Source organism: Lutibacter sp. HS1-25, from assembly GCF_004121075.1.
Lineage (GTDB): Bacteria > Bacteroidota > Bacteroidia > Flavobacteriales > Flavobacteriaceae > Lutibacter.
In genome coordinates, this window is sequence record NZ_RHLN01000161.1 from 101,932 (window position 1) to 116,055 (window position 14,124).

Below are 14,124 nucleotides of genomic sequence, written 5' to 3' on the forward strand. Positions count from 1 at the left end.
AAAGAACTTAATTTAGACCTATATGATTTACGTAAAAAACATACTTTTTATAATTTCGCTGGTTTTAGTTGTAAATACATCTAATTCACAAAACCACATCAATTCAATTAAACCAAATATTGTTTGGATTGTTTGCGAAGATATAAGTCCAACATTATCTATGTATGGTGACTTTACGGCTAAAACGCCAAATCTTGATAAACTTGCAGGTGAATCAATTGTTTATGACAACGCTTTTGCACCTGTAGGTGTTTGTGCGCCTACTAGATCTTCAATAATTACAGGAATGTATCCAATAAGTATTGGCACTATGAATATGCGCACAGGGAAAGATATTCAATCCTGGGGTGTTAGGAAATATGAAAATAAAATTCAAATTACAGATATTGAAGGAGATACCATTCGACAATATTCTGCAGTGGTTCCTTCAAACGTAAAATGTTTTACAGAGTATTTAAGAGCTGATGGCTATTATTGCACGAACAATCAAAAAACCGATTACCAATTTGCTGCACCAATAACGGCCTGGGATGAAAATAACTCAAAAGCTCATTGGAGAAATACGCCTAAAGGGATGCCATTTTTTTCAGTTTTTAATTTTGGTTCTACACATGAAAGTAAAATTTGGTTACAAAAAAAACCACTAACAGTAAATCCAGAAACTGTACCTGTACCCCCTTATTTTCAAGATACAGAAATAGCTCGTAACGATATTGCTCGTCATTACAGCAATGTTGAAATAATGGACGCTGAAGTTGGTCAACTTATTCAGCAATTAAAGGAAGATGGCTTGTATGAAAATACGATTATATTTTTTTATAGTGATCACGGTGGCCCATTACCAAGACAAAAAAGAGCCATTTTAGACTCAGGTCTTAAAGTTCCTTTTATGGTGAAAAATATTGGAAGTTCAGATATTGGTAGAACGGACAGATTGATTTCTTTTACCGATTTGGCTCCAACTGTTTTAAGTTTAGCGGGTATTCAACCTCCAAATTATATGGATGGGTCAGCTTTTCTAGGTAAATACATTGCAAAACCGAGAGATTATGTTTTTGGAAGTTCTGATAGATTTGATGAAAGTTCAGACAGAATTCGCTCAGTAAGAAATAAACAATATTTATACTTAAAAAATTATTTTCCTAAAAAAACTAAATACAAGGATATTAGCTACAGAAAAAACATTCCAATGATGAATGAGCTCTTAGATTTGAAAGAACAAAATAAATTAAATGAAATACAACTTGACTGGTTCAATACAAAAACTACAGAAGAATTGTATGATTGCGAAAAGGATCCTTATAATTTAATAAATTTAGCTGAAAATCCTGATTATCATAAAGTGTTGATTGATTTAAGAAATGTAAATGATGAACACTTTAAAAATTTTCCGGATTTAGGAATGATTCCCGAGGCACAATTAATTAATAGGATGTGGCCAAATTTTGAACAACCACAAACTGATATTGTTACACTACTACAAGAAGAAGAAACCATTTATCTTTCAACAACAACAGAAGGAGCTTCAATTGCTTATATTTTAAGTGACAATCCTAATTTGGAATTAGATTATAACAGTCATTGGAAATTGTATTCAACTCCAATAAAAGCCGAAAAAAACATGTATATCTATACCATTGCTGAAAGAATTGGTTTTAAAGAAAGTGACATTGTTATGCATCAAATAAAATAAAATTAAGTAATCCAGCATTGTTTTTTAAAACAGCTAAATATGAATTTCTTGAAAACAAAATTCTTCCTGTTTTTTATAATTGTAACAATTGGTCACTGTCAGACCTCTATACTAAAAATAAATCCTATAACTATTGAATATAAAAAAATAGATACGATTTCATTAAAATTACATGTGTATTACCCAATAGATTTTGACACAACAAAAGTCTATAATACTATTATCTTTTTTCATGGCGGAGGCTGGAACAACGGAAATTACACGGCTTTTTCTTGACAGTCTAGCTATTTAGCTTCTAGAGGAATGATTGCAATTTCAGCAGATTACAGAATTAAAAACACCCATGGAACTACACCTTTTGATGCCGTAAATGATGCCAAATCAGCTATAAGATATGTTAGAAAACATGCAAAGGAATTGCATATTAACCCTGATATGATTGCTGCTGGAGGAGGCTCAGCTGGAGGGCATTTGGCTGCTTCCTGCGGAAACATCATTGGTTTAGAAGACCCTTCTGAAGATTTAAGTATTAGTTCTGTTCCAAATGCATTGGTATTATTCAATCCTGTTTATGATTTAGGCCCAAACGGCTTTGCTCATCAAAGAATGGAAGGTCGGTATTTAGAAATTTCACCTTTGCATAATATTAGTATGGGTGCACCCCCAACTATTGTGTTTTTTGGAACAAAAGATAAAACAACCCCTGTAGCATCTTCAAAAGAATACAAGAAAAAAATGGAAGAAGTTGGAAGTCGTTGTGATTTGTTTTTATATGAAGGGCAAGAACACTCCTTTTTTAATAAAGGGAAATATTTTGATGAAACCTTATATGAAACTGACTTATTTTTAACTTCACTTGGATATCTTAAAGGAAATCCAACAATTGTAAAACAACTTTAATTTTACCTACATAAAAGTTAAATATTTTACAACAACACATTATCCATATTTTTTAAAACACTCAAAATAAGGTATTAAAACCATAATGCCCTTCTAAAAAAACATTTCTCCCCTTCACATTTCGGTTCATAATTTAACTTCGTCAAAATAAATCAAATTTAAATTTTACATTAATTATGAAAACAATAAAATTATTATTGAGTACCATTCTGTTTGTTTCAATAACAGCTAATGCTTTTGCACAAGACAAAGCAACAATTGAAGCTACTAAAAAAGTTGATGAATTAAACAAGGAGCTTGTATCAGTTGATAAATCTGCAGCATTAACAGATGAACAGCAAAAAGAAATCACTGCTCTTTATGTTGAAAAAAGCAAGGCTATAAAAAAAATTAAAGAAGAAGTAACTGACAAAAACGAACAAAAAGAACAAATACAAGCACTTAATAAAGCGCTTGGCAAAAAAGTTTATGGCTTATTAAATAAACAACAACAAGTTGCTAAAAAAGCCGCCAAAGAAAAAAGTTAAAAACTCCTCTATGAAAAGAAAAATACATCTTTTAATTTTATCTATTAGTTTTCCTCTATTGGTGCTTTCCCAAAGTACACCGCAACAAATGGTGGCTAAAATGGGTAGAGGTATTAATTTAGGAAATACCTTAAGTGCCCCTGTTGAAGGTAACTGGGCTCCTGCTGTTGAAGAATCTTATTTTGATGATATTGCTTCGGTAGGTTTTAAAACAGTTAGAATTCCTGCAGATTTTTTTGGGACTAGAACCTCAGGTGATACTTCTGGATATTCAAAAGATGCAAATACGGCAAGCGACTACACGAATAACCCATTAACTTTTACTGTTTCTTCTACTTATTTAGATAGAATTGAAGAAGTACTAACTTGGGCTTTGAATAGAAATTTAGTAGTTATTTTAGATTTTCATGGAAGCACGTTAAAAGATGAATTTATTGAAACTTTTAATGAATCTAAAAATCCAGCATTATATACACATCCCACTTCTGCAAAAAGAGCTGCTGACAACGCAAAATTTAGAGCCATTTGGACACAAATTTCAAATAGATTAAAAAATTTCTCCTATGATTTATTGTTTGAAATAATAAATGAGCCTTATTTCAATATAACTGATATTGAAATGGATGTTTTAAATACCGATATTATTAACATTATTAGAAGTACTGGCAGTAATAACGCTGATAGAAATATTGTAATTACTGGAGGTTCCAAAAATGCTTATGAAGCGCCTTTACAAATTGGAAGCAGTGTATTAAGTTTAGATGACAATTTAATAGCCACATATCATTATTATTGGCCAAGAGCATTTACAGCTTCTTCGAGTTCTCAACACACAGATTATGATTGGGGTACAGATGCTGATAAATTAGAAGTTGATACGGATTTTGGTGCAGTTAAAACTTGGTCAACAGCAAACAATATTCCCATTTTATTTGGAGAGTTTGGTGCCGATAATGAAGGTGGTTATAATTATAGCACTAAAACCTATGGCGATTTTGGTGGCCCTGAAAATGCTTCCAGAGTTGAGTTTCACCGTTATTTAGCACAAAAAGCAATTGATTTAGGTTTTGCATTCACTGTTTGGGATGCTGGTGACCAAGCAAATAAAACTATTTATAAAGTGACTGACAGAACCTGGGTAAGTGATGTCCGAAATGCGGTATTAGGAATTAATTGTTTAGATATTGAAATGATAAAAAATGCTGATATAGAATGTGGTTATAACAGCAATTGGAATCTTTATGTTGCCAATGATGGTCCTGTCGCTTCTATTTCAAATACTACAAGCCCAAACATTTATGAAGATCTAGAATCTTTAAAAATAGAAGTTACAACAGCAGGAACTGCTCATAGTAAAGTAGTACTTAAGAATGAGCCATATACCCAAAATATTTCAGGGAAAACTTATACTTTCAGAACAGTCGCAAAAGGCAGTACGAGCTCACAAAATTTTAAATTTCGTTTAAAAGTAACTGATAACAGTGATGCCGTTTCCTATACTTTAATTTCTAATGCTTTTAACTTAACAACTGATTACCAATTATTTGAATACACTTGTGACATCCCATTAAATACAAAGGAAGTGGAATTTCAAATATTATGTGGCGCCAAAACGGGTATATATTATTTTGACAACTTTAACGCTTTTACTAACCAAACATTAAGCATATCTAATGAAACAAACCTTTTGATAGAAAAAGTAATGATGTATCCAAACCCTGCAAAAGGAAACGTATTTTTCAAAACAACACAAGAGATTGTAAAAATTAAAGTGTACGATTTAACTGGGTCGGAAAAAAAATGTGCCTTTAACAAGAATACTTTAGACGTTTCAAACCTAAGTACTAATGTTTATTTTTTACAATTATTTTTAAGCAATAGCTCACAACAACACAAAAAATTAGTCATAATCAACAATTAATTTAAAACTATTTATTATGAAAAAACTTTACATTTTATTTTTATTAACTGCACTGCCTTTTAGTGGGTTTGGGCAAACTTTTAATTTCACCAATTCAGTTGATAACTGGGATGCTACAATAACGGGTGCAACTTTAACAGCAAGCCCAACTTTTGTTGCAGTAAATTTAACTGAAGCTGTATCAAATCCTAAAATTGGTTCTTCAACTGCTGGAGTAGATGGAGTAACTAATAAAATTTGTGCCGTTACACTTCAAAATTTAAGTACCGAAGGACCAACATTTTTAAGAATTTCATTTGCAAAGGCTGCAGGTGGTCGTATATACATTGAACAAGATATTACTTCAGGTGATACTGGGTATGTAACGTATTATTTTAATTTAACAAATGCTGATTGGGGAAATGATGTCCCTGAAAATGATATACAAATGCATTTTAAAGCTGCTGGAAATGCAAATTATACAACTCCAGCTGGCGGTGTGACTCTTAACATTGATAAAATTGAGTTTTTAAATGCAATTCCAAGATCAGAAAAATTAATTTATGAATTTAACACTGATGGAGATTCAGAAGGATGGTCTGAAGTAACTAGTACAATTAATGTAAGTGCGAATGTTTTAACAATAACTCCAACAGGTAACGGGATTGGCTCTAAAATTACTAACCTAGTAAACTCTGTTGATGCTGATGCAAATACATTTATGCATATTGTTTATAAAAATGAGAATGCAAATAATAATCAATTCAGAATTCAATTTAGACATTCGGCTGATAATTACGTTGGCTTTATTGGTACAAATGTTAGTATAAATCAAAATATGTCAACATTTGAATCAATTCCAATTGATTTAGCAACTGCAAAAACTGAATGGACAGGAATTACACAAGATATCCAAATTATAATTAGAAATACAAATAATGCAAGTAATGCGGCTTCATTAGAAGATATTATAATTGATAGAATAGTTTTTAATAATTCAGCTACATTAAGTCTTGATGATATTGATTTTAAAGATGATGCCAGCATTTTGATTTACCCCAACCCAGTACAAAATATATTAAATGTAAATGCTTTAAATGAAATAGAAAAAATAGAAGTATTTAATATTTTAGGTCAAAAAGTGTTAAGCAAAGAGAATGATTCTTCAATAGATGTTAGTGGCTTAAATAAAGGCACTTACATTGCTAAAATTTACCAAGAAAATAATATAATTTCAACAAAACGTTTTATTAAAGAATAATTTTTTAACCTTTTTATAAAACAAGCCAATAAATATATTTATTGGCTTGTTTTATAAAATTATACTTTTAAATTAAATATTACGCATTGTATCTATTGGAGAAGCAACCAAGAAGGCATTTTAAATAGAATCAAAAATGAAACATAGAATTCTTTTAATATTATTAGTGTTTATTCCAATTTTAAATTTGAAAGCCCAAACAATGGCTTTAGTTTTTAGAAGTGAATATGAAAAAATTGGAGATGTAATTTATGATATTAACGATTCCCAAGAAGGTTCTGTCACTTATAGTATAACTTCTGGTAACAACAATTCATACTATACTATTAATCAAAGTACTGGCGTTATTAAAATTAACAATATAATACCAGATACATATAATGTAATACACACAGATATCCTTCAAATAAATGCTTCAGCAACAAACTATACAATTGAAATTGTCGATGGATACGATTATACTATTCAAAATTTAGATAGTTCATATCAAATTTTGGATCTACACAATGAATCTTATATAAATTCAGCAAATGATTGGACTGTATTAAATAATTTATGGGGACGAGGAACAGCCGTTCCGAATGTAGATTTTAGAATGGCAACAATTTATAAAACAAACGCCCCGGAATCCACCATATTTTTATGGGATACACCCTCAAAAGCAAATGCTTATGGAGGTGCTTCCGTTTGGAGTTATGTAAATGTATTTTGGGGCAATAGAAAAAATATAAGAGAAGATTTATCAAGCTTTCCTTTTCAAATTAGTTCGCTGGAGTCTTTATCATTAGATTTTGATTTTGAACACTTATTTGGAACTGAAGAATATAAAATAGCTATGAATATGTTTTTAACAGATGAAAGCTATTTAACCAATTTTTCAAAAAATGATGGTGATTTTTTCTTTGTCTTTGATCAAAATGGCACTTGGATTCCACCCTACCCATATACCCTTCCCGATACTCAAATACTTGGAAAACCATTTGCATGGCTATATGACATTCAAGATAATTATGAATGGCGAAGAGTGATTATAAAAGATAATAATAAACTATTAAATGGCTCTTTAAATATTAAAAACCTATTTGACAGATTCCAGGCAGAAGGATACATTAATCCTAATCAATATATTTATCATATTCAATTAGGAATTGAAATAACCCAAGGCTATGGAGCCGTTCGTTTTAATAAAGCGGCTATAAGTATGACACAAAAATCATTATCAACTGAATATTTAGATTTACAAAAGATTGAAATTTATCCTAACCCAGTACAAAACACTTTGCAAATTAACTCTTCAAAAGAATTGCTGAAAATTGAGGTTTTCAACATTTTAGGCCAAAAAATGTTAAGCAAAGAAAATAGTGATACTATAGATGTTAGTAGCTTGAATAAAGGTATTTACCTTGCTAAAATTTACCCAGAAAACAATACCAACTTAATAAGACGTTTTATTAAAGATTAAATAGATTTAGACATTTAACATTTCATCCAAAAAATATGATACGATTTATTATTACATCGTATTTTTAATACTTCATAAAAAATTAAATAAAAATATGAATACTTTAAAAATTATTCTCACTTGCTGTTTTGGCTTACTATTTAATATTTCAAATGCTACAGGAACTCCAAAACCAAATGTCCTCATTTTATATATGGACGACCTAAGACCACAATTAGGTTGTTATGGGCAGACTCAAATGCAATCCCCAAATATAGACAAACTTGCAAAAGAAGGTGTCTTATTTAAAAATGCCTATTGTAATGTTGCCGTTTGTGGTGCATCACGAGCCAGTATGTTAACGGGAATTAGGCCTACAAAAAATATTTTTAGAGATTATAAAGTTTTTGTTCAGGATGACACACCAGAAGCAATCACACTTCCTCAACTTTTTAAAGAAAATGGATATATTACCATTTCAAATGGCAAAATATATCACCATTTAGATGACAGAATAAACGACTGGACTGAAGTATGGCGCCCATATGCTTTTGATGAAAATCCAGATGGTTTAGCACCTACAGATTGGTGGCAAAGTTTATGGAGAGATTATTTGCTTCCAGAAAATGTTTTAACATATAAAGAAACCAATACCGGACCCGCGTATGAAAAAGCAGCTGTAAATGACACAGATTATATTGATGGTTTAATGACTCAAAAAGTGATTGGAGATTTAGACAAACTAAAAAATAGCAATCAACCTTTTTTATTAACTGCTGGCTTCATTAGTCCACATTTACCTTTTAATGCACCTGCCCGTCATTGGGATAAATATCCTGAAAATGTTATTCATAAGCCATACAATAATTATTCTCCCAAAAATGCACCTGCCATTTCTATAAGCAACTCTGCAGAATTAAGACAGTATACTGGAATTCCTCCAATTGGAGAAACTGTTAGTGATGATACGGCCATTTCATTAATACACGGCTATTACGCAACTGTTAGCTATGTTGATACCTTAATAGGTGAAATACTTGCAAAACTAAAAGCTACTGGATTGGATAAAAACACGATTGTAGTATTTGTTTCTGACCACGGTTATAATTTACAAGAACATGGGCAATGGGCTAAATGGACAAGTCACAGAACCTCAACACAAGTTCCATTAATCATTTACTCACCTTTTAACAAAAATAAAGGAATTACCAATGCTTTGGTTGAATTGGTTGATATTTTTCCTACGTTGGCAGCTATGTGTAATTTAGAAATTCCCAAAAACCAATTGGAAGGAGAAAGTTTATTGCCCATTTTAGAGAACCTAAACTTAAAAGGAAAAACTGAAGTATTTTTTAACAACTCTAATGGGTATAGTATTAAAACACTGCGATACAGTTATACAGAATATATAAATCCAAATAACAATGAAACATTTGCTCGCATGTTGTTTGACCACGAAATTGATCCTGACGAAAATGAAAATGTAGCAGAATATAGTGACTATGCTCAAATTGTGAATACTTTACACAACACACTTCATAAAAATTATAGTAAAAATATATTAGGAAATTAATCCTAATTCATCATTTCAAAAAACATTAACTTTATTGCTAAATTATATTTTAAAAGCTTTAAATGACAAATTCAATTAGAATAATATTATTTTTCATCTACTTATTTATAAGTAACACTATTTATTCTCAATGGAGACTTAACCAAATTTCTGGAGAAGAAGGTTTGTCGCAAAACACCATTAAGAGTATTATCCAAGATAAAAATGGTTTTATCTGGATAGGCACCTATAACGGAATTAATAAATATGATGGATATTCCATGGAGCATTATAAATACGAAACTGATGTTCGTGGATTAAGCAGTAATATAATAATTAAACTATTCGAAGACAAAGATGGATATATATGGGCTGGGACTACAGATGCCGGATTAAATAGAATTAACCCTGACACAGGAGAAATTAACGTTTATTTCAACAATTCAAACCAACCCAATTCTATTTTTGATATCAACAATATTTACCAATCAACCAGTGGTATTTTTTTTATTAATACGCTCAAAGGACTTAATTTTTTTAAGGTCAATGAAAATGGAGAACTATTGTTTCAGAAATTTTTAAAAGAAACCAAAGGGTTTGATTTAAGTATCAAAAAAATTATTCCTGCTAAAAACGGGAAGCATTGGTTTTTAACTCCCGAAAGAAAAACAAAAATACACCAAGTTGAAATAACTAACGAACTAGATTTTCCTGAAATAAATATTACGCAGACCAATCTAAAAGAAAACCTTTTTAAAGAAGGTTATGCTGTAGATTTTTTTGAATATCCTAAAAACACTATTTGGATAGTTAGCAGTAAACTGCAAATGTTAAAAATAAAGTTAAACGAACAACTACAGGTAATTGATAAACAATTGATAAATTTAGTTTCAAATGATGAAATGAAGACTAGTAAAGTTTATAGAAAGTTAAACATGGTGGTTGATAAAAATGAGCGCTTATGGATTGCGGGTAATGGACTTCTTTTAAACTATGATACTAATAAGGGGGAAATCACGAATTTTGGCAAAAACAATCAGCTAAAAAAATTAATATACACGCAACAAGCTCAAGAATTATTAATTGATAAAACTAATATTTTATGGCTAGGAACTTTAAATTATGGTTTATATAAAATTGACTTAGAAAGCCATACTTTTTTTAATTCAACTGAGTTTTTAGATCCTAAAAATGAGGCGATATTCCAATCTTTCCCCATCCTCTCTATGTGTGAAGATACAGAAGGAAATATTTGGTTAGGTTCTCAAGGAGAAGGAGGTATTGCTGTCATTAATAAAAAGGAACTTAAACAGAGTATTTTCAACAATTCAAATACCCCTTGGGTTTATAATTATTTGACTGAGAAGAATGAAAAGTTAAACGTTCCTGAATTATTTGAAGTAAAGCGTTTAATGAATGACCATAATGGAAATATATGGGTAGGAGCCAAAAACGGCCTAAGTAGAATCCAATTGTCTGAAAAAACAAATACTTACATGGTTGAAACCTTCAACAATTTTAAAGATAACTTAGGAGAACCAATAGTAAATGCTGTATTTGGATTAGAAGAAGACAATCATGGAAATATTTGGGCTGGTTATTGGAATAATGGACTATTGAAAATTTCTTTTGATGAAAAAAATCAACCTTATAAAACTATTAATTACAACCCAATAGCTAATGACACAAATAGTTTATCAAATAACTATGTAAGAGATATTCTTGAAGATTATGAAGGAAATATCTGGGTTGGAACAATCGGAGGTTTAAACAAATTAGAAAATTCAAACTATGGAAATGATAAATTTATTCGCTATCTGCATCAATCAAATAATAAAAATAGTATAAGCAACAATTATGTGCTTGATATTTTTCAATCTAAAGATGGAAAATTATATGTTGGAACTTTTGGTGGCGGATTAAATCAAATTGAAATATCAAAAAATAAAGAATTAAAATTTACTCACTATTCTGTTGAAAATGGTTTACCTAGTGATGTTGTTTACCAAATTAAAGAGGATTTTGACGGTAATATTTGGATGATGCACGTACGAGAAATCTCTAAATTAAATCCTTCTACAGGTGAAATTACACATTTTGAAAAACAAGATGGCTTTAATGTAAATGAATTTAGAGACAATGCTATGATCTTTTCATCCTCAGGAATTATGCTTTGTGGAGGGGTAAATGGCTTAACTTTTTTTCAACCAAACAATTTGTCAGTGAACAAGTTTAAGCCCCAATTAACAATTACAAATTTTAAACTCTTTGACGAATCAATTAAACCATTTCAAAGCGTAAAAGACAATATTATATTGACAAAAAGTATTGATAAAACTGATAATATTGTTTTACCTCATTATCTAAATTCTATAGAATTTGCATTTTCAAGTATGCATTTTTCAAACCCTAAAAAAAATAAGTATAAATATATTTTAGAAGGATTTAATCAAAAATGGCAATATGCAACTGGCAATAATCGTCGATTTGCTTCATACACAAATTTACTTCCAGGAAATTATACTTTTAAAGTTTATGGTTCTAATAGTGCAGGAATTTGGACAGATACACCCAAACAAATTTCAATAACTATTAAAAACCCTTGGTATCTTACACCTATAGCACTTATACTGTTTACGCTAATCATTTTGGGTATTACAGTTCTAATCATTCAATTTAGAATGAACCAAATAAAACTTAAAAATGAATTGATTTTAGAAAGTGCATTACACGAAAAATCAGAAGAAATCACTAAAATGAAACTTCAGTTTTTTACAAATATTTCTCATGAATTAAGAACTCCGCTTACCCTAATTATTGGCCCATTACAACAAATTATGAGGGGCAATACAAATCCTGAATACTTACATAAATTAAATTCAATTATGTACAAAAATTCGGTGAGATTATTAAAATTGATCAATCAATTGTTAGATTTTAGAAAAGCTGAATCGGGCTCTATCAATTTAATTGTTCAAAATGGTGACTTAGTTTCTTTTGTAAAAGAAATTTATTTTGCATTTGAAGAAATATCCACAGAAAAATCAATAAAATTTGAATTCATCTCCAAAAAAAATTCTATAGATGCCTGGTTTGATAATGATAAAATTGAAAAAATTCTTTACAATTTATTATCCAATGCATTTAAATTTACGCCTCCCAATAAAACAATTTCAATAAGTATTGAAGAAGTATTTATTAATAACAAAAAACAAGCCCTAATTAAAGTTACTGATGAAGGAATCGGGATACCAAAAGATGAATTGGAAAGTATTTTTGAACGATTTTATCAAACTAAAAAAGAAAATAGCTCCATTCACATTGGCTCAGGTTTAGGATTGGCCTATACGAAACATTTGGTCGAAATTCACAAGGGCAATATCACCATTGAAAGTGATGAAGATAAAGGAACAACTTGCTCAATAATAATTCCAATTTTAAAAAGTGATTATATTGACGATTCAATTATAGAACTTTTACCAAAGCAATACGATTTTAGTTTTACAAAAAAAGAAGTAATCGATATAAAAGAAAACATATTAACATTACAAAAAGAAAATAAAACTATTGAACACCCCTCTAAAACACCAACCATATTAATTGTAGAGGACAATAAAGATTTACAAGAATACTTATTTAATTATTTTGGAAATTATTTTAATGTCATTGCCGCGAATAATGGTATTGAGGGTTTAGAATATACTATAAAAAATATGCCAGACATTATTATTAGTGATTTAATGATGCCAAAAATGAATGGTATTGAAATGTGTAAAAAAATAAAAACTGATTTAAATACAAGTCATATTCCAGTAATTATATTAACTGCTAAAGCCGGTATAGAAAATGAAAAAGAAGGATTAGAAACAGGAGCTGATGAATTTATTTTAAAACCTTTTAATGTTGAAGTTTTAAAGCTTAGAGTTGATAATATTCTGCGAACAAAACGATTATGGGCTCAGAAATTTAACACTGAATCTAGTTCTGAATCATGGAAAGAATTATCCAGTAAATTAGATCAAGATTTTCTAGAAAAGTCATTAAAAATAATTAAAAAAAACATAGATAACCCTGATTTTTCCGTTGAGCAATTTTCACTAGATATTGGTATCAGCAGATCATCTTTGTTTAATAAAATTAAATCCATTACCGGTCAATCAACTTCACAATTTATTAGGTCTATTCGTCTTAAAAAAGCTGCAAAACTTATGAAATCAGGTAAATATTCCATTACTGAGATAATATTTATGGTTGGATTTTCTGATCCAAAATACTTTAGAACTTGCTTTAGAAAACAATTTAATCAAACTCCGAGTGATTACTTAAAAGAATTTAAAAAAGATTCATAACTTTTGATCACTCTCTTTCGTATTATTTTAATTTTAACCGATTCGCGTTCAAAGTAACCCTCTTTTATAAAAATTAAATAACACTATCTGCAGCATCATAACCTGTATAGTTATTTTAGGACGAGTCAGGACTAGTCATTTCCGCAACATACCCCATAGATACCCGCAACATACCCGCAACATACTCGCAGTATAAAACAAATCTAATTAAATGCAATAGAAGACAATACTCACCTGTTAAAAAATGGAAAAAAATTTAAAACAACATTACTTAAAAAGGCGAGCTTAAAAAATGCTGAGGAAATATTAAATTGTAAAAAATATTTTTCATCCACTAAAAACTCAAGCCTAAAGTTTGATAAGCAAATTAACATACCAACGCTTGTCTAAATCGCCATTAGCATTGTAAATTTTTGGGGTTGAAAAATTCTTCTTCACTTGCAAATCGTGTTCATTTTGGTACTCAAAAGGTAAAACTTTCATTTAAATTGAACATAATAA

The 14,124-nt window shown here is 29.9% G+C and carries 8 protein-coding genes and 1 pseudogene; all 9 read left to right on the plus strand.

What is annotated here, in order from left to right:
• Positions 1–22: 22 nt before the first annotated feature.
• The 9 genes and pseudogenes from EC396_RS17265 (at position 23) to EC396_RS17300 (ending at position 13,623) form a co-directional block, all read left to right on the plus strand.
• Entirely contained in the window at positions 23–1,693 is a 1,671-nt protein-coding gene (locus EC396_RS17265) for a sulfatase (protein WP_129368104.1), read from the plus strand.
• 39 nt (positions 1,694–1,732) lie between these two features.
• Positions 1,733–1,969 carry a hypothetical protein gene (locus tag EC396_RS18050; protein ID WP_205757985.1) on the plus strand — a complete coding sequence of 79 codons (237 nt, stop codon included), beginning with the start codon at positions 1,733–1,735 and terminating at the stop codon, positions 1,967–1,969.
• 18 nt (positions 1,970–1,987) lie between these two features.
• Positions 1,988–2,593, plus strand: a pseudogene (locus EC396_RS17270) (alpha/beta hydrolase); the annotation flags it as partial.
• 176 nt (positions 2,594–2,769) lie between these two features.
• Entirely contained in the window at positions 2,770–3,120 is a 351-nt protein-coding gene (locus tag EC396_RS17275; protein WP_129368105.1) for a hypothetical protein, read from the plus strand.
• A gap of 10 nt (positions 3,121–3,130) precedes the next feature.
• A complete protein-coding gene (locus EC396_RS17280; protein WP_129368106.1) occupies positions 3,131–5,041 on the plus strand; it encodes a cellulase family glycosylhydrolase in 1,911 nt (636 codons plus the stop codon).
• Between the two features lie 16 nt (positions 5,042–5,057).
• Positions 5,058–6,281: a T9SS type A sorting domain-containing protein gene (locus EC396_RS17285; protein WP_129368107.1), complete on the plus strand. Its 1,224-nt coding sequence runs from the start codon at positions 5,058–5,060 to the stop codon at positions 6,279–6,281.
• 136 nt (positions 6,282–6,417) lie between these two features.
• On the plus strand, positions 6,418–7,743 hold the full coding sequence (locus tag EC396_RS17290; protein WP_129368108.1) for a T9SS type A sorting domain-containing protein: 1,326 nt from the start codon (positions 6,418–6,420) through the stop codon (positions 7,741–7,743).
• 94 nt (positions 7,744–7,837) lie between these two features.
• On the plus strand, positions 7,838–9,295 hold the full coding sequence (locus EC396_RS17295) for a sulfatase (RefSeq protein ID WP_129368109.1): 1,458 nt from the start codon (positions 7,838–7,840) through the stop codon (positions 9,293–9,295).
• Between the two features lie 62 nt (positions 9,296–9,357).
• Positions 9,358–13,623, plus strand: a complete 4,266-nt coding sequence (locus EC396_RS17300; protein ID WP_129368110.1) for a two-component regulator propeller domain-containing protein — start codon at positions 9,358–9,360, stop codon at positions 13,621–13,623.
• The last annotated feature ends 501 nt before the right edge of the window (positions 13,624–14,124 follow it).

Coding starts and splice junctions, on each gene's coding strand:
- EC396_RS17295 (WP_129368109.1), top strand. CDS start 7,838: ATGAATACTTTAAAAATTATTCTCACTTGCTGTTTTGGCTTACTATTT.
- EC396_RS18050 (WP_205757985.1), top strand. CDS start 1,733: ATGAATTTCTTGAAAACAAAATTCTTCCTGTTTTTTATAATTGTAACA.
- EC396_RS17275 (WP_129368105.1), top strand. CDS start 2,770: ATGAAAACAATAAAATTATTATTGAGTACCATTCTGTTTGTTTCAATA.
- EC396_RS17300 (WP_129368110.1), top strand. CDS start 9,358: ATGACAAATTCAATTAGAATAATATTATTTTTCATCTACTTATTTATA.
- EC396_RS17280 (WP_129368106.1), top strand. CDS start 3,131: ATGAAAAGAAAAATACATCTTTTAATTTTATCTATTAGTTTTCCTCTA.
- EC396_RS17290 (WP_129368108.1), top strand. CDS start 6,418: ATGAAACATAGAATTCTTTTAATATTATTAGTGTTTATTCCAATTTTA.
- EC396_RS17285 (WP_129368107.1), top strand. CDS start 5,058: ATGAAAAAACTTTACATTTTATTTTTATTAACTGCACTGCCTTTTAGT.
- EC396_RS17265 (WP_129368104.1), top strand. CDS start 23: ATGATTTACGTAAAAAACATACTTTTTATAATTTCGCTGGTTTTAGTT.